The organism is Sporosarcina sp. QA0331 (assembly GCF_055808055.1).
In genome coordinates this window covers 3,301,583-3,318,298 of record NZ_CM147850.1, presented here as the reverse complement: position 1 = coordinate 3,318,298, position 16,716 = coordinate 3,301,583, and the positions used below count along the sequence as shown (strand labels likewise).

Genomic DNA, 16,716 nt, shown 5'->3' with positions numbered 1-16,716 from the left:
TTCAATCACACATAAATATGGTGCGTTCATTTTCTTCTGTTCAATTGCTTTAAGGGCTATATATTTTTAGCTTCATATTACAAGCGGGAAAGGAATGACAAAGATGGGCAGAGTAGAAAATAAGGTGGCGTTAGTGACAGGTGCTGCGTCAGGAATCGGTTTATCTTCAGCGCAACTATTGGCAAAAGAGGGCGCAAAAGTCGTTTTGGCGGATTTCAATGAGGAGGGTGCTAAAAATGCAGCCGAAGAGATTCGCACACAAGGCGGTGAGGCAATCGGTATCTTTCTAGATGCAGGAAATGGGGATTCGATTAAGCATGCGGTTGAGGATACGGTCAAACACTATGGAAAAATCGACATCCTCTTCAATAATGTTGGCTTGACGAATATTCGTAAAGACTTGGACATTGTCAATATTGATTTGGATGAATGGGACCGACTTATCAATGTCAACTTGAAAAGTGTCCTTTTAGGATGCAAGTATGCGATTCCACACATGATTGAAAACGGTGGCGGCTCAATTATCAATACCGCTTCGATGGCAGGCTTTTTCAGTGATGCAATTCGAGTTGCGTACGGCGCCTCGAAAGCTGGCGTCATCAATTTGACAAAATATACAGCGACACAATATGGAAAACATCATATCCGTTGTAATGCAGTAGCTCCTGGATTGATTTTGACACCGGCAGCGAAAAACAATATGTCTCAGGAATTATTGGACGTTTTCGCGAAGTATAACGCATTGCCCTATCACGGAGAAGCAGATGATATCGGAAATACTGTCCTCTTCTTAGCATCTGATGAATCAAAGTTCATCACCGGACAAACGATCCAAGTTGAAGGTGGCCATTATCTCGGGAATCCGACGGCTCCGGACTTCAAGGAAATGTTTAACTAACTATTCTACTTGCAGGTTGAGAAAGGAATAACAAAAATGAAACAGAAATCTAAATTTCATTATGCATGGTGGATTTTAATTGCACTCAGCATTATCGTGGGGGTTGGAAAAGGAGCCATTAATAATACTGCAGGTCTTTTTCTAACGAGTGTGACAAGTGATCTCGGATTCGGGATGGGAAAATTATCGCTTTATTTTAGTGTTTCTGCAGTCGTGACGATGCTATTTTTACCAATTGGCGGAAAGCTGATGGCGAAATATGATACCCGTTTGATTTTATCGATCGGCATCGTGTTGCAAGCAGGAGCGTTTGCATTATTTGGTTTGATGAGCTCTGTGTGGGGCTGGTATGTACTGGCGATTCCATTGGCGGTAGGCGGAGTATTCATTACTGTCATTGCAGGACCAGTCATCATTAACCAATGGTTCAAAAAAAGCAATGGGCTGGCATTAGGTGTGCTTAGCGCAGTCGGCGGTGGAGTCGGTGCGATTGCACAACCGGTAGCAGCGGGCTTGATTGATGGGCTTGGCTGGCGCACTGCTTATATGATTGTCGGTGGCGCAGCGATTATTATTGTCGTGCCGATCGCAATGTTGCTCATTAAACATTCTCCTCAAGCGCACGGAGTATTGCCGTACGGCGCAAGGGAAGTGACAGGGCAAGAAAGTCAGCAGCAAATAGGCGGCGAGGCCGGCATTGATATGGCAACAGCTAAGAAATCAACAGCTCTATACGCGCTGATGCTGTTCTTCTTTTTCATCACATCGATTGCGAGCTTCTCCATGCATATTCCTACGTATCTAACCAATCAAGGATTTGATATTACGTTTGCAGGAAATGTCATGGGAACGTATATGATCGGAATTTTGATAGGGTCGCTCATTCTTGGATTCCTTGTCGATAAACTTGGATCGAAATATACGGCGATTCTGGCGATGGCTTCCGGCATCATTGCGATCAGCTTACTTCTTTTTGCGAATAATAGTACAGCGATCATTACATTTGCTGTTGGTCTTTTCGGGTTGATCAGTTCTTCGATCGGTATTATTGCGCCTGCATTGGCTTCAACGATCTTCGGTAAGAAAGCGTATAGTGAAATTTACTCTACAGCTTCTCTAGGTCTGGCAATCGCTTCAATTATTGCATTGCCGGCTTACGGATTCGTATACGATGCGACAGGCAGCTATACGTCTGTCCTCTATGCGCTCATTATTATGCTTGTCATCAATATTGGTTGTGTATTCGTCGCATTTAACAATAAAAAGAAATTGGTTGAACAAGGTTTCTGGACAGATTGATGATGTACGGTAAGTAAGGTTTTTATTATAAACGATAAGGAGAGGGCTATAATGAGGTTGCAAGGGAAAGTAGCAATTATTACAGGAAGCGCATCAGGAATCGGAAGAGGAATAGCGCTTGCAATGGCAAAAGAAGGCGCACATATTGCGGTCGTTGATATCAATGAAGAAAAAGGGCAAGAGACGTTAAAAGAATTGAACGAGCTTACTGAAAGCATGCTGTTCATCAAAGACATTTCGAAACCTGAAAACGTCACTGAGATTGTACAAGCAGTCGTAGCGAAGTTCGGCAAGTTGGATATACTTGTAAATAATGCGCACGCGTCCCGACAAGCCGTGTTCGCTGAAACGACGATGGAAATGATTGACTTGTCTTTTGGGACAGGCTTTTATCCGACATTCCATTTCATGCAAACTGCGTATCCTGAGCTGAAGAAGACAAAAGGTAAAGTGATTAACTTCGCATCAGGCGCTGGTTTGGATGGCCAGCCGACACAAGCATCTTACGCAGCTGCGAAAGAAGCGATCCGCGCGATATCACGTGTGGCGGCGAATGAGTGGGGTCCTGAAGGCATCAATGTAAACCTTATTTCACCGATCGCATTGACACCTGGCGTGGAAGCATGGAAACAAAGTGCGCCAGACATGTATGAAGCAATGATCAACCGTATTCCGTTGCGCCGTTTAGGTGATCCGGAAGGCGATATAGGCCGCACAGCTGTCTTTTTGGCGAGCGACGATGCGAACTACATTACAGGACAAACAATCATGGTTGACGGCGGTTCAATTAAATTACGTTAAGGAGATGTTCGATATGGGTAAATTGGACGGGAAAATAGCAATTGTAACAGGTGGAGCTTCTGGTATCGGTGAAGGAATGGTTGATCTATTCCAAGCGGAAGGTGCGATTGTGATCGCAGCGGATATTAATGAAGAAGCTTTACAACGTGCAAGTGAAAAGGAAAATGTGCATGGCATGAAGTTGAATGTGGCGTCCGACGAAGAATGGGCTGCATTTGCCAAAGAAGTGAAAGAAAAATTTGGCCGCATCGATATTCTTGTGAACAACGCGGGCATTTCCTCTGAAAAATCGTATGCGGAAATCGGTATGGATGATTGGCAAAAAATGATGGCGATCAATGGCTTCGGTCCATTTGCAGGTATGAAGCATGTAGCGCCAATCATGGCTGAACAAAAGAACGGTTCGATCGTTAATATTTCTTCATATACAGCACAAATCGGACAAGGGTTTAACCATTACTCTGCATCCAAAGGGGCAGTACGCGCGATTTCCAAGGCAGCAGCGACAACATTTGGCCGTCAAGGCGTGCGTGTAAATGCGCTATTCCCTGGAATTATTGAAACGCCAATGACGCAAAGCTTGAGCACTTCCAAAGAACTGCTTGACCAACTCGTTCGCGCAACACCTTTGCAACGTCTTGGAAAGCCGGCTGATATTGCGAATGCAGCTCTATTCCTGGCAAGTGATGATTCTTCTTATATTACAGGTGCGGAAATTGTTATCGACGGCGGCTTCTCTGCACAATAATTGAATATGTATTTTATTATAAATGAACCCAAAGTATATTGAATTTGGGTTCATTTTCATATATACGGACTGTATATGATAAAATGGAATTGTTTATTTAGAAAGTAGGGGGAAAAATGAAGGAAGAAACGATTTTTGACATCATACACAATATGGACAAGTTCACGAATAACTTGATCATTCAATGGAATAAAATCTTTAATGAAGAATTGGGCGTTTCCCATATACTCCTTCTTGGCCATTTAGCTTCGAAAGGGAAAAGCCGGCCATCTGACATTGCGAAATTTCTTGGACTAACCCCTCCCACTGTTACTCATTTATCAGAGAAACTTGTAAAAAAGAAACTTGCCGTTCGCTCGACTGATGAAGAAGACAGACGCATCGTCTATTTGAGTATTACAGAAGAGGGCAAAGAAATTTTACAACGCGCAAACCTGGAAGGCCAAATATTGAGAAGAAATCTATTTGAAAAGCTAACATTCGAGGAGCAACAACAAATGCTCCGTATTTATCAGAAGTTGAATGAGTAAGAACTATTTCTTGCCTCTTATTATTGCCCTCTTTTCGGTGCCCATTAGCGTTGTATAGCAAGAAATAAAAGTAAAAAAGTGCAGTTTATTGAAAAGTGCTCTTGAATAAAAACAAAAAAGCTCCTAATGTAGGTAAGGAACGACGACTAAATCAGTTCCCTACACTATCAAAAGGAGCAAGCTCATGAAAAGTGTAAACCATAATTTAGTCTTTCGTCAATACTTCTCAAACTTGCCAAGTAACTTTTTGGATTGTCCACTAAGAAACTATGACGCAAAAAAAATCACGGATCTCTCAGTAGTGAAAGTTTTTATCATGGCCCTTCTCTGCAAGTGGGAAACGCTTAGAGATATCGAGATTGACATTCGCTCAAAAGAGGACTTCCAAAAGGAGATTGGTGTAGAATCCATTAGCCATTCTCAACTGAGTCGTCGATTAAAAGAATTGAATACCGCAGATCTAGTCGATCTTTTAGGCAGAGTGGCCGTTCACTATCGTGCTTTGCAAGGCAATGCCAAGGGCATTATTGAGAAAGTAGGTTCCATCAAGATTATCGACGGCACCTACGTCAAGTTACCGAACCACGCTCTCAATTGGACCGCTGTTTCGAAAGATTCCTGCGGAATCAAACTACACGTACGGGTCGTGGTTGCCTCAGCCACAAGTATATTTCCCGAAAAGATGATTCTATCGACAGGGAATATAGCAGATTCAGACGCCGTCAATCATATTATCGATGCTGACGGAGCCCTGTATGTAATGGATCGCGGTTATGCACAAAAAACAAAGATGGGCGGATGGATGGCTCGGAATATCCACTTTCTTGTGCGTGTAAGGAAGACGTTCACCATGGAGACATTGAAAAGCATCACACCAACACATCCAAAGGTAATTAAGAATGAACTGGTCTCCATCAAGACCCGCAAAGAACCTGTACGGTATATTGAGTTCATAGACGATGAGGGAACACCATTTCATTTAATTACAAACCGTCTTGACTTGTCTGAGGAAGAAATCCTCGAAACATATAAAAACCGTTGGTACGTAGAACTTTTCTTTAAATGGCTTAAACAACATATCAAGGTGAAACATCTGTACAGCTTATCTCCAACAGGTATCTGGAACCAGATGTTCATTTCGTTAATCACTTATGCGTTAACTGAAATCATGCGACTGACCCATCAACCTCACAAAACAATCTGGACGTTCATGCGAACGTTGCAGCAATACCTTTTTGACCCTATAAAAAGACTTTTAAGAGACTTCAACCGAAGGTTGAAAAAGAGCAAAGGACGTCAGAAAGTACCTAACCCCAAACCAAAAGAATTGAGGTATGGAGAAGATTTCGCGATTGTCAGTCCAATAAGCAAAGAGCATTTTATCAATAAAAGTAAAGCTAGAAGAACAAAAAACGAAATTAAATAGATATGTAAAAAAAGGGAGCTGAATCGTCATTACAACCCTGTTCCCTTTTTAAACTTTTCACCAGCAAGTGCACTGTAAAATTATTCAACTATAAACTATTAATGGAATATATGCAACGCTAGTGTACGGTGCCTGTGCAGCGTTTCAGATTATATACTACAATTGTATAAGTTAATTTATGAAGTCAACCATATCAACATTTGGTTGGCTTTATTTGTATTTATATAATTCTTATTGAATTGTCATAAATGTGTGAGGCACAGGCACCGCAAAGAAGAATTGATTCTTTACACTTTCTTTATACTTTTACGGTCAATTTATTTATACTTCTTTCGGGCTCATTTGAACTCTTCTTTTAAAATAGCGTAATAATATTCGTCCCACCATTCATTTCCATGCGGAATACATTTTTTGAAAAAGCCTTCCCTTCTCATGCCGATCTTCTCCATAACGCGGTAGGAAGGGGGATTCTCCGGCTGGCATGTCGCGATAATCCGGTGTAAGTTCATTTCGGTAAAGCCGTATTCCAAGATGGCTTGGGCTGCTTCGGAAGCATACCCCTTGTTATGATAGTTTGGATTGAACACCCATCCGATCTCATAGGTATGCTCCCCAAAATACTTATGAAAAGCGATATGCCCGATCAAAATGTCTTCATCTCGTAAGACGACAGCAAACATTTCAGCAGCCTTGCCACTGTTTTTACAGACAAACTCTTTCGAGTCTTTTTCGGTGAAAACGCCTTCGGGAATATACCTCATGACATTCGGGTCTGACGTGTACGCGTGTACAGCCTGCCAATCCTCCGAATGAAATTCCCGTATTACTAATCTTTTTGTAGATATGTGCATGATGATAAAAGCCCCTTCGTGTTTGACAGTTTAGACATTGCCTATATAGCTTCGTGTTCTGTTGGGAAGAACAATTTCCCCATTCTTGCTGTGCTTTTCGAATAGCTCTGACAGGAGGTGTACAAAACGGTCATATGTTTCGTCGCCTTTTTTCGGAGCGTAGGACGCTGATAAATTCCTTCCTAAGAACCCTTCATAATCAAAAAGCAGATCGTTTTGAAACTCCTTAAACAAAAACGATCCATCCTTGAAAAAGCTGTTGAATACTTCTGGCGTTTCGTCGATGCCGCCGCTAAACCCTTTGAAAGCTGGACAGGTCTGTTGGCAAATCTCGGCGTTCTCTTGGATAATCGGGCTCGCTGGATCTCTGCTATTCCAAACAAGAGCAACAGGTGCCTCTGGTTTTAAAATCCTTTGGCATTCGACTTTGAATGCCTGGTGATCAAACCAATGAAATGCCTGGGCAACCGTCACTAGATCCACACTATTTTCTTGTAACGTGGTATTTTCGGCTGTTGCTTTTACGGATTTGAAACGGGAATAGTTTCGTAATGATTCCTCCGCCATCTTTCTCATATCGTCATTTGGCTCAACACCAATTACATGCAACCCTCTTTCCAGCAGCTGGCGGCTCAAGATCCCCGTGCCTGAACCTATATCGGCCACAACACTCCGATCCTCAAACAGCTCGTTCTCGGAAACCAAGTAATCGATGTATTCCTTCGGGTAACTCGGGCGATATTTCGCATAGATATCGGCCTTGTCCGTAAATTTTCCTGTTGTTTTCACCGCAAGATCTTCTCCCTTCATTATCGTAAATAAGCAGAACGGACTAATTCTTTACTTTACAATTTATAAGTCTGAGATTGAAGAGTCCAGCCAAAGGGATCTTACTTGTTTCCATTATAACATTTATTTCCTCAACGCCTTCACATGATATAATATTGGAAATAATACCTGAAGTGGTTATTAACAGGGGAAAAGGTGGTGAACATTTGTGAAAATTATCGTGATGCAAATATGAAAACTTCTTAAGACTGTTCCGAAATAAGGCACGCTGCCATCTCTGAAAATAAAAATTAGGAGTGAGCAGAAGTGACCTATGTGAATGCGGAACAAGTTTTACCGGCTGAATTGATTCGAGATATCCAAAAGTATGTAGATGGGCAACCGTTATATATCCCGAGGAAAAGTGGGAGGAAAAAATCCTGGGGTGAAAAGAACGGAACACGAGAAGCACTTAAGAAAAGGAACAGAGACATATACGCAAAATTTCTTGACGGCAGTACGATCGACGAATTGACGAAGACGTATTACCTCTCCGAAAAATGTATTCGGAGGATCATTCGACAAGAGAAACTACGTGATAACTGATTTGTGGGGATGCTTATTATTTCTAAAATAAGCATCCTTTTTCTGTTGGCAGGCTCTACTTCAAGTAGGACTTGTTCTTGAGCTTTTTTCAAGTAAGAGCGGTGGTAAAGTATAGATAAGCTACTTGCGGAAGTAAGCGCAGATTGCTTTATTAAAGCGGATAAAAAAAATAAATACGAAATGAGTGGGAGAAATGATAGTTGAATTAGAGAAACGTGATTTTCATAAATGCTTCGGGATGCTCAATGAAGAAGGACAAGTAGAGGCGAAAGCCGTCGTTGCCGGTGTGAATCCAGGACGTATATTTGTCGACCATTTAGAGTCGCCGACGTCTGGTCTGATTTGGTTAGGGAACAATGATGGTTTTATTTTCATTGGAGATGAAAGGAACGAGCGATTCAACGACGGAATAAATTCTTTTATCGATTCGGTTATTGCGCCGGACGCAAGGAGAGTCGGCATCAACTGGTTTGAAGGGATCGGCAATCATCCGAAATGGGAGAGCGTGATTGAACGATTGTTTGCACACCGCAACTTAGGAAGTTGGCTGCAGCACGTTTATGTAATGCCAGAGGAGAAGTATAAACCGGAAATGGAGCCTATACTGGAACAAGGATATGCCGTTCATAAGATCACCGAGGCGCTCTATGAAAACAAAGATAACTCAATCAAGAACATTGATTTTTTACACGCCACGATCGATTGGTCCTGGTCATCATCCGATCATTTTTTCAGTAATGGGATTGGGTATTGCATTGTTTATGAGAACGAAATTGTTTGCATCTGTTCTTCTAGTTTTGTTTTTGAACATATCCAATGCATAGGGATTGAAACGGTGAAGGCCCATCAAGGAAAAAAACTAGCCCAGACGGTTGCCCACCGTTTTGTGAAAGAGTGTTTTGAAAAGGATTGGATGCCATACTGGGACTGCATGGATGTGAATAAACCGTCTAGTGCCGTCGCTGAACGTTTAGGGTTTACTCGTGTATTTACTTATACGGGATTTGAGTTTTCGTTTTAATACTGCTTTATTTCATTGTCGAAAAGAAGGGGAATCCCGCAGCAACAGCGGAAATTCACCTTTTTTTTTGCGTCATTTTTCGTCAGCTACTAAAAGTGGCGATGTAACTTCAAGCCACGGGATCAGCCATAATCCTACCGAATATACGTAAATGGAACAGCTCATGGAAGGGGTGGAAGTATTGCGAGAGTTCCTACTAAAACAAGCGAATCCACTCTAAAATTTAAGGTGACTGTGCACGAAACTATTCAGACAATACACTGCAATTGAATAAAAAGAAGCGTGGAACCAATCACGTTAAGCTTTGATTGATTTCACGCCTTATTTTTATCCAGCATAATGAATTGTCATAAATGTACCATGCACAGGCACTGTATTTTTGTCTTTAAACCCTTTTCAATTCAATATTCGTAATCTCCTCGGCAATCGCTTTCGTCAAATCTTCAGCTGTTTTGGGGACGAATGATTTCAAGATTGCATTGACCATTGGCCCCATCACCCCTTTTGCAGTGATATCCAAGTTCCCGTGCATCACTGTTTTGGACTCCGAGATTGATTCTGCCTTAAAATAACCGTCACCCGCGAAGTTTTCATTCAATCCCTTTAAATCGAAAGTGACTAGTGTTGGTTCACGCCATTCTGTAATGTCGATTTGTAACTTCACCGTCTTTTGCATAATGCCGATATCACCTTTGAATGTCCACGTCGACTGCTTATCATTTAAAATTTCGTGCTCGATATATCCCGGGACGAGCGGTGCCCATCTGTTCATATCCTTGACGAAATCCCACACCTTTTCAATCGGTATATCCAATTCTGTCGTATGTGTTCCACTAGGCATGTAAAGTTCCTCCTTTTTTATGCTATAACGCTCTCCGCGTCGCTTATCTTACGCGGTTCCAAGTTGCCAATATGCATACCAGCCAAATAGCCGAATGTCATAGCAGGCCCGATCGTTCCGCCCGCACCTGGATATGCGCCGCCCAATATGCCCATCGCCGCGTTGCCGGCAGCATAGAGCCCTTGGATAACTTCCCCGCGTAAACTGATGACTTGTCCATGTTCATTAATACGTGGCCCACCATTTGTTCCTAATGCGCCCGCATATACCGGCAATGCGTAAAATGGTCCTTTTTCAATTGGCCCGATCATCGCTTCACGACCTCGGAATCCATTTGCAAAATTCTCGAAGTGCAGTGTTCCGCGATTGAAGTCAGGATCTTCATGATTGACAGCATGCCTATTAAATCGCTCAACCGTCGCTTCTAGCTGATCCGCATCTACTCCGATTTTCTCCGCAAGCTCCCGAATGCTATCCGCTTGGGGAACCCAGTCTGGTGCATTTTCGCCAGGAGCCATCGTCACAATTAAGGCACGGTCTTTTAATTGCTGATCAAAAACGAGCCATACATTCGATTCATTCGGCAATGATTGCGAGTTCTGATCGTATGTGTAAAACGATTTAGGCAGATCCATGTAAGTGGCGCCTTCGTTGACGAAGCGTTTCCCGTTTTTATTGACGATAATCGAATTCGCCGCAGTTCGTGCTTGTGTGTCGATTTGATTATAAACTTTACCTTCATATTCAATCGTAGGATCCACAAAAGCCGGTGACCACCAAGCTTCGCTCATATTGGCAAGAGCTGCCCCTGCTTCCATTGCCATGATCAACCCGTCGCCTTCATTGTAAGAAGGGGACTGCGGGTGCGTAATTGCCCCTTTTAGGAAAGAACGGACAAGCTCTTTATTCCACTCGAATCCACCTGACGCAATCATGACGCCTTTTCTTGCGCCAATGAAATAGTCTGTCCCATCCTCTTTTTCTGCGCGAACGCCAATGACGGCACCTTCATCATTCATGACAAGTTCCTTTCCAGGAGTGCAAGTCAATGTTTCGATGTCTCGGTCCAGTACAGCTTTAAAAAGGCTGCCCGCTAATGCTCTTCCCATAGTCGTGATATTGTTCTCCATACGTTCAGCAACTATAGTGAAGTCAATATCGCCAGGATCGGCAGCTCCGCCTCCCTCCAACGTCAAAGGAGGGAAGATCGGATTTCTTCTTATTTTCTCTGACCATTCCCCTAAATCGTTCAAAGGAAACGGAAGGGGGTCAAGCGAACGACCTTCCTTTTTACCACCCGGCAAATCGGCATAATAGTCGCCATACCCTTTAGGTACAGCGAATCTTACAGGCGTATGTTCATACAAGTAATCGATCATCTTAGGGCCATGCTCAATATAGACGTCAATCAATTCGGGATCCGGCTCTTTGCCGTGAGTAAGTTTTGTAATATACATCTTCGCTTCCTCATGCGAATCTTCCAAACCGAGTTCTTTCATATAGCGGTTATTCGGTATCCACGGAATTCCACCGGAAAAAGCTGTCGTACCGCCAATCTGGTCCGATTTTTCAAGGATGATAACTTCCGCTCCTTGATCATGGGCGAGGATGGCCGTCGTTAAAGCGGCACCCCCGCTGCCTAAAACAACTACATCTGTTTCTGCATCCCACTTCACATCGTTTTTCAATATCATTTCCATAACCCCCCTTATCATTTTGGAAAACGTTTACACTTACATCCGCGCAACAAAGTGCTAAATTTCTCCATTCCCTTTATTGACGAGGTGTTGTCCTATATAATTATAGATAAATAGATAGTTTAAACAATAAACATTCTTCAGATAAATGATGCATTCTAGTCATTACGATCAAAAATGTCAACAACATGGGAAGTTAATCGACAGGGGGAACTGAATTGTCTATCAAAATGGATCCGAGAGTTCAAAGGACAAAGGTGATGTTTGAGGAAGCACTATTGGAGTTGATGGGGGAAAAGGATTATAAAAAGATTACAGTGAGAGAGATATCCGAAAGATCGACCCTCAACCGCGCGACATTCTACTTGCATTACTACGATAAAGACGAATTGCTAGGACAAATGCTGGACGAGGCATTAGAAGATTTAAGAGTTTGTGTGCAAGTGAAGGAGATTGAATTTAAATACGACAGCGAAAATCCACATCCGATCTTCATCCGATTATTTAATAAAATGATTGAACAGAACCGCTTTTACAAAGTCATGCTCGTTCAAGAAAAAGTGCCATACTTCACTGAGTCTGTCCGAGAGATCATTGAGACATTTGTGGAGAAAGGGACGCATTATATGATTGAGAATAAAATTGAATTTAAAGTCCCCGTTGAAATGTCAGTAGCCTATATCACATCCGCCTATTTAGGCGTCATCATCTGGTGGTTGAAAAATGATATGCCTTACACGCCCGCACATATGGCTAAGCAGTTGACGAGACTGTCGACGGTCGGTCCGTGGGTGGAAAATCCGTATCGGTGAAGTCATAAATAAACCTTTAGAGCTGTGAAGAGGCTTTGAAGGGGGTAACCGACACGCCAGTGAAAGGAGCGAGAATGAATGGGGCAGGAAAGGTTTGAATATGAGCGGAACCGATTTAACCTCTCTGAACGTCTAGTTGCCGAGATGTTTCTTCTATCTTATATTTTTATTTTTTTCTTAGGAGAAACAGGTTCGGCAATACCTTATATTTGGCTATTGATTTCAATCGTAGCTGGGATTGCGTCTTATTTCATATTTTATTCCCGTGATTACTCACTTGGTCCCGGTATTGGATTGGCAGTAGGGGTAACGATGCCTTTGTTTTTATTCGGTGCTCCGTTGATGAATAACCTATTTTTTTTCGTATATGTATTGTGGAGAATACAAGCTAATTTTAACGGTTCCCGACTCCAAGGCTGGCCGTTTATAACTGTTGGTAACACAGTCGTTTTCGTCTTATCGAGCTTCATGGCAAGACTGATTTTTGTCAATGATCGTCCGGACGAATTAATGCAGCAACAACTGATTCTCTTCTTGTTAACTTCATTCCTGTTTTACTTCATACGCATGGTCACGATTACAATCAATAGTCGGCAGTTAGGCAATTTTAAAGTAAGGGAAGCTGGAAAGGTTTTCAGTATGATCATGGGACTTGGCACTTTTGTCTTTTTCATTGTCCTCATTGCGCTTGAGACGGCAAGGTTATTATTTATCAAGACGACGGGCTTTCTCTTTGGTGGGCTATTCATGGTTTTCATACAAGCACTGGATCCTATTTTTGAATTTATTAGGAAAGGCACCGAAAAAATTGACGGAGACAGCGCAGAAGCAGGTGAAGGCCGCTTATTCGATTTTGAAGAGCGCGAGGCTACATCCTCTCTATTTGAACATACCACAATCGTATTTGTTGTAGCTGTTCTCATAATTATTACGGTCGTTCTCATCGTGATGAAGAAAAAGAAACGGTATAATGAGAGACAGGAAGCTTATTATTTTTCATTTGAAGGTAAAAAGGAACGTGGAACAGAGCAACGAATAATGCTATATGATTACTCAACTGCCAGGGATAAAGTTCGAAAATCATTCGAACGATTCGAGAAGGAAGCGCAAAAGTATAAATTAAGTCGATCCCATGAGGAGACGGTGAAAGAATGGTTTTCACGCATGGGTTGGGAGAACAGCGATAATAATATTTTGTCGCTTTACAACGCAGTTCGATATGGCTCATATACGCCTTCGGAAAGTGAACAAAATCATTTTATGAGCGACCTTGAAAACATAAAAAATCGTTTTTTCGTAAAAGAAGCTAGGAAGTTTTAGGCGAAGGAAGAGAAATAGAGGATAGGGGGATTTCCATGAAGCTGGAACGTTTGCGTCAGTCATTTGAAGAACTTGCAAGGTTTACAGACAAAGGGGAAGGCATCAATCGGCTAGCCTACACCGAAACCGAGCGGAATGCACGCGCTTTTTTAATCGAGCAATTTGAACGTGCTGGATTGACAGTGCGTACCGATTACGCTGGGAACGTCATTGCGCGCAGGGAAGGGAGAGTCCCCGATCTACCGGTTGTTGCGACTGGCTCGCATATCGACTCCGTCTATGCAGCGGGTGAATTTGACGGGACCGCGGGCGTCCTCGTTGCACTTGAAGTGATGCGTTCGCTTGCGGAGGAAGGTGTTGAAACGGAGCACCCACTTGAAGTTATCATTTTTGCTTGCGAAGAATCCGCCCGCTTCGGCGCATCGACACTCGGAAGCAAAGCGATGACAGGCCGTCTGGATCCTGCGTATACGCGGTCACTCACTGACAAAAACGGAGTAACACTCATGCGGGCATTCGAAGAAAACGGTCTTGATTTGGAAGAGGTACATTTGGCTATGCGTTTCCGGGATGAATTCAAAGCGTTTGTCGAGCTGCATGTCGAACAGGGGCCAGTACTCGAAAAGCAAAGAAAGGCGATTGGTGTCGTCTCTGCCATTGCTGCACCAGTCCGTTTCCATGTACATGTTGACGGCACAGCGGATCATTCCGGCACGACGCCGATGGATTACCGTCATGATGCTTTATTAGGAGCCGCGGAAATTGCATTGTCCGTAGAAAAGGCCGCACTTGCAGAGAGCGAGTATGGCACAGTCGGTACGGTCGGTGTGTTTTCCATTCAGCCTGGGGCGATGAATGTAGTACCAGGCTCCGCGGATCTGTACGTCGACATTCGGGGAACGAGCCTAGAATCACGCCAGCGAGTCGTCGTTGCGCTCGAAAACGCGGTTAAAGACGTGGCGAAAGCACGAGGCTTGGACATTTGGATGGATGAAATATCGAGTGAAGATCCCGTTCAGATGGACGGCAAGCTCGTAGCCGAGTTAAAAGTGATCTGTGAAGAAAGAGGAGTGGCATGGATAGAAATGCCAAGCGGCGCAGGGCATGATGCGATGAATATGGCGTCGCTCTGTCCGACAGGCATGATTTTCGTCCCGTCAAAAGACGGAATTAGTCATAATCCGACCGAGTACACGTCTATGGAGCAGCTAATGGAAGGGGCAGAAATATTACGGGCCTTCTTGCTGAAACAGGCGAAGGCGGCTCTATGACTTTAACTCCAACATGGAAACAATACCTATTTTCAATTCGTCTATATATTATGGAATGAATATGGATTAATTGGGGGGCAAAATGGGAGAATTAGATATTATCTTAATCATCAAAATGATCATTATTGGATTAGTTCAAGGCTTTACAGAACCAATCCCTGTGTCATCTAGTGGCCACGTAATGATTGCTAGTGAAATTTTAGGGCTAGGTGAACAAGGATTTACTTTTGCGATCTTAACGAATACAGCTTCACTATTTGCGATACTATATTTTTATAGAAAAGATATCGCAAGACTAGCATCCAATTCAATTCTCTATTTGAAAACGAGAAATGTTCGTTATCAAAGTGACTTTCGTTTTGTATTCTTTATTGTCATTGGTACGATTCCGGCAGGTGTTCTTGGAATTTTATTAAGTGACTATATTGCAGAAAATGTTAGCATGACAACGATTGCGGTCATGCTCTTCATAACAGGGATTGCCCTGTGGTTAATTCGCAATCTGAAAGGTCATAAAGGCGAAAGCGACATTACAATCAAGGATGCTTTCATTGTGGGGTTAGGGCAGGCGGTCGCATTAACGCCCGGGATTAGCCGTTCAGGTGCAACCATTATTTCAGCGGTTGCCGTAGGAATGAAACCTGAAACGGCACTACGATTTTCATTCATGCTATATATTCCCGTGAGCCTCGGAGGAGTTATCCTAGGTGCCACTGATTTTCTAAATGAACCGAACAAAGCAGACTTAGCAATTCCGTATTTAGCTGCATTCATTGCAACACTTGTCATGACCTATTTTGCTTTGAAATGGTTTATGGGCATTATGAAGAGTGGGAAGCTGATTTATTTTACTTATTATTGTTTCCTCGTAGGAACATTACTTCTTATCTTCTTTTAAAAAGATGAGGGTTTCTTATTGCAAGTTAAATGGGCGTCTTCCTGTAGCGGGAGATACGCCCTTTTTTATTCCTCATCTTGAAACAGATGATACAGCAACCGGTCTCGGTCATCGAAAAACTGTTTCATAATCGAGTAATGCTCCGTTTCCTCCAACGTTGTTTCGTGGATTCCGTCTTCTGTAATCTGGACGATTTTGGAGAGCGGGTGAGCCATAACGATCGGCGAATGAGTAGAAATGATGAACTGGGACCCTTTCGTAACAAGCTCGTTGATTCGCGCAAGCAATGAAATTTGACGAAGCGGGGACAAGGCCGCTTCAGGCTCGTCCAAAATATATAGACCGTTCCCCCTAAACCGCTCCCGGAACACGGCGAAAAAGGATTCCCCGTGCGATTGCTCGTGAAGGGATACGCCTCCGAACGAATCAATGATTTTGGGACCGGAAAGAGGATCTTGGTCAAGCTCCTCGATATTCGTCGCCACATTGTAAAACGTCTCGGCCCGGAAGAAAAAATGATCCCTCGCCCGTTCCGCCCCCTTCACAAGTCGAATATATTCATCAAGTTTCGAGTGGGAATCAAAACTGGAAAAGTTAAAATTCAAAGTCCCGCCTTCCGGATTAAAACCATACGCAATCGCGATTCCCTCTAGCAATGTCGACTTTCCCATCCCGTTTTCACCGATCACATATGTAATATTCGGATGGAGCTCCAATTCGTGCAAGTTCCTGACGAAAGGAAGGGTGAACGGGAATGTACCATGCGGCATCTGTTCCTGCTTCAAACGCACGGTTTTTATGTATTGGGAAAATGAATTCAAAAGTGCCAACGGAAAATCCCCCTTATTGTAGAATACGTTTATCTTGCCTTTGAATCTTCTACGTGACTAGAGGGCAGGAAGATTCAAAAACTAGGCAGGCGAATTGCC

Annotated in this window: 17 protein-coding genes; 12 read left to right on the top strand and 5 right to left on the bottom strand. The window is 43.0% G+C overall.

Annotation, left to right across the window (positions count from 1 at the left end):
- The first annotated feature begins 103 nt into the window (after positions 1–103).
- The 6 genes from AC0L13_RS16780 (at position 104) to AC0L13_RS16755 (ending at position 5,702) form a co-directional block, all read left to right on the top strand.
- Complete coding sequence (locus AC0L13_RS16780) at positions 104–898, top strand: SDR family NAD(P)-dependent oxidoreductase (protein ID WP_473641614.1); 795 nt, start codon at positions 104–106, stop codon at positions 896–898.
- A 36-nt stretch (positions 899–934) separates the two neighbouring features.
- Complete coding sequence (locus tag AC0L13_RS16775) at positions 935–2,197, top strand: MFS transporter (RefSeq protein WP_473641612.1); 1,263 nt, start codon at positions 935–937, stop codon at positions 2,195–2,197.
- A 51-nt stretch (positions 2,198–2,248) separates the two neighbouring features.
- The gene (locus AC0L13_RS16770) at positions 2,249–2,998 is read left to right on the top strand and encodes an SDR family NAD(P)-dependent oxidoreductase (RefSeq protein ID WP_473641610.1); all 750 of its coding nucleotides are present in this window, start codon (positions 2,249–2,251) and stop codon (positions 2,996–2,998) included.
- 13 nt (positions 2,999–3,011) lie between these two features.
- Positions 3,012–3,746, top strand: a complete 735-nt coding sequence (locus AC0L13_RS16765) for an SDR family NAD(P)-dependent oxidoreductase (RefSeq protein WP_473641607.1) — start codon at positions 3,012–3,014, stop codon at positions 3,744–3,746.
- 116 nt (positions 3,747–3,862) lie between these two features.
- The gene (locus AC0L13_RS16760) at positions 3,863–4,276 is read left to right on the top strand and encodes a MarR family winged helix-turn-helix transcriptional regulator (RefSeq protein WP_473641606.1); all 414 of its coding nucleotides are present in this window, start codon (positions 3,863–3,865) and stop codon (positions 4,274–4,276) included.
- A 184-nt stretch (positions 4,277–4,460) separates the two neighbouring features.
- Complete coding sequence (locus AC0L13_RS16755; protein ID WP_473641604.1) at positions 4,461–5,702, top strand: IS4 family transposase; 1,242 nt, start codon at positions 4,461–4,463, stop codon at positions 5,700–5,702.
- Between the two features lie 338 nt (positions 5,703–6,040).
- On the opposite strand, the gene AC0L13_RS16750 is transcribed toward AC0L13_RS16755, so the two are convergent.
- Positions 6,041–6,553: a GNAT family N-acetyltransferase gene (locus AC0L13_RS16750; protein ID WP_473641601.1), complete on the bottom strand. Its 513-nt coding sequence runs from the start codon at positions 6,551–6,553 to the stop codon at positions 6,041–6,043.
- Between the two features lie 30 nt (positions 6,554–6,583).
- Positions 6,584–7,342 carry a class I SAM-dependent methyltransferase gene (locus tag AC0L13_RS16745; protein WP_473641599.1) on the bottom strand — a complete coding sequence of 253 codons (759 nt, stop codon included), beginning with the start codon at positions 7,340–7,342 and terminating at the stop codon, positions 6,584–6,586.
- A gap of 306 nt (positions 7,343–7,648) precedes the next feature.
- On the opposite strand from AC0L13_RS16745, the gene AC0L13_RS16740 reads away from it, so the two are divergent.
- Entirely contained in the window at positions 7,649–7,927 is a 279-nt protein-coding gene (locus tag AC0L13_RS16740; protein ID WP_473641597.1) for a CD3324 family protein, read from the top strand.
- Positions 7,928–8,120: 193 nt separating this feature from the next.
- Complete coding sequence (locus AC0L13_RS16735) at positions 8,121–8,948, top strand: GNAT family N-acetyltransferase (protein ID WP_473641595.1); 828 nt, start codon at positions 8,121–8,123, stop codon at positions 8,946–8,948.
- 385 nt (positions 8,949–9,333) lie between these two features.
- On the opposite strand, the gene AC0L13_RS16730 is transcribed toward AC0L13_RS16735, so the two are convergent.
- Both AC0L13_RS16730 and AC0L13_RS16725 read right to left on the bottom strand, forming a co-directional pair.
- On the bottom strand, positions 9,334–9,789 hold the full coding sequence (locus AC0L13_RS16730) for a CoxG family protein (RefSeq protein ID WP_473641593.1): 456 nt from the start codon (positions 9,787–9,789) through the stop codon (positions 9,334–9,336).
- Positions 9,790–9,806: 17 nt separating this feature from the next.
- The gene (locus AC0L13_RS16725) at positions 9,807–11,483 is read right to left on the bottom strand and encodes an FAD-binding protein (protein WP_473641591.1); all 1,677 of its coding nucleotides are present in this window, start codon (positions 11,481–11,483) and stop codon (positions 9,807–9,809) included.
- 221 nt (positions 11,484–11,704) lie between these two features.
- On the opposite strand from AC0L13_RS16725, the gene AC0L13_RS16720 reads away from it, so the two are divergent.
- The 4 genes from AC0L13_RS16720 to AC0L13_RS16705 all read left to right on the top strand — a co-directional run bounded on the left by AC0L13_RS16720 (position 11,705) and on the right by AC0L13_RS16705 (position 15,787).
- Positions 11,705–12,298 (top strand): TetR/AcrR family transcriptional regulator, encoded by a 594-nt coding sequence (locus AC0L13_RS16720; protein WP_473641589.1) that lies wholly within the window; start codon positions 11,705–11,707, stop codon positions 12,296–12,298.
- A 78-nt stretch (positions 12,299–12,376) separates the two neighbouring features.
- A complete protein-coding gene (locus AC0L13_RS16715) occupies positions 12,377–13,618 on the top strand; it encodes a hypothetical protein (protein WP_473641587.1) in 1,242 nt (413 codons plus the stop codon).
- A gap of 35 nt (positions 13,619–13,653) precedes the next feature.
- Positions 13,654–14,889, top strand: coding sequence for an allantoate amidohydrolase (locus AC0L13_RS16710; RefSeq protein WP_473641585.1), 1,236 nt, complete (start codon positions 13,654–13,656; stop codon positions 14,887–14,889).
- Between the two features lie 82 nt (positions 14,890–14,971).
- The gene (locus AC0L13_RS16705) at positions 14,972–15,787 is read left to right on the top strand and encodes an undecaprenyl-diphosphate phosphatase (protein ID WP_473641583.1); all 816 of its coding nucleotides are present in this window, start codon (positions 14,972–14,974) and stop codon (positions 15,785–15,787) included.
- Positions 15,788–15,852: 65 nt separating this feature from the next.
- Here the strand turns inward: AC0L13_RS16705 and AC0L13_RS16700 are convergent, their stop codons facing one another.
- Entirely contained in the window at positions 15,853–16,557 is a 705-nt protein-coding gene (locus AC0L13_RS16700) for an AAA family ATPase (protein WP_473647083.1), read from the bottom strand.
- Between the last annotated feature and the right edge of the window lie 159 nt (positions 16,558–16,716).

Bases quoted from the DNA above. Each gene is read 5' to 3' on its own strand.
- AC0L13_RS16750 (WP_473641601.1), bottom strand. From the start codon at position 6,553: ATGCACATATCTACAAAAAGATTAGTAATACGGGAATTTCATTCGGAG.
- AC0L13_RS16780 (WP_473641614.1), top strand. From the start codon at position 104: ATGGGCAGAGTAGAAAATAAGGTGGCGTTAGTGACAGGTGCTGCGTCA.
- AC0L13_RS16755 (WP_473641604.1), top strand. From the start codon at position 4,461: ATGAAAAGTGTAAACCATAATTTAGTCTTTCGTCAATACTTCTCAAAC.
- AC0L13_RS16710 (WP_473641585.1), top strand. From the start codon at position 13,654: ATGAAGCTGGAACGTTTGCGTCAGTCATTTGAAGAACTTGCAAGGTTT.
- AC0L13_RS16705 (WP_473641583.1), top strand. From the start codon at position 14,972: ATGGGAGAATTAGATATTATCTTAATCATCAAAATGATCATTATTGGA.
- AC0L13_RS16715 (WP_473641587.1), top strand. From the start codon at position 12,377: ATGGGGCAGGAAAGGTTTGAATATGAGCGGAACCGATTTAACCTCTCT.
- AC0L13_RS16765 (WP_473641607.1), top strand. From the start codon at position 3,012: ATGGGTAAATTGGACGGGAAAATAGCAATTGTAACAGGTGGAGCTTCT.
- AC0L13_RS16730 (WP_473641593.1), bottom strand. From the start codon at position 9,789: ATGCCTAGTGGAACACATACGACAGAATTGGATATACCGATTGAAAAG.
- AC0L13_RS16760 (WP_473641606.1), top strand. From the start codon at position 3,863: ATGAAGGAAGAAACGATTTTTGACATCATACACAATATGGACAAGTTC.
- AC0L13_RS16700 (WP_473647083.1), bottom strand. From the start codon at position 16,557: ATGCCGCATGGTACATTCCCGTTCACCCTTCCTTTCGTCAGGAACTTG.
- AC0L13_RS16725 (WP_473641591.1), bottom strand. From the start codon at position 11,483: ATGATATTGAAAAACGATGTGAAGTGGGATGCAGAAACAGATGTAGTT.
- AC0L13_RS16775 (WP_473641612.1), top strand. From the start codon at position 935: ATGAAACAGAAATCTAAATTTCATTATGCATGGTGGATTTTAATTGCA.
- AC0L13_RS16770 (WP_473641610.1), top strand. From the start codon at position 2,249: ATGAGGTTGCAAGGGAAAGTAGCAATTATTACAGGAAGCGCATCAGGA.
- AC0L13_RS16735 (WP_473641595.1), top strand. From the start codon at position 8,121: ATGATAGTTGAATTAGAGAAACGTGATTTTCATAAATGCTTCGGGATG.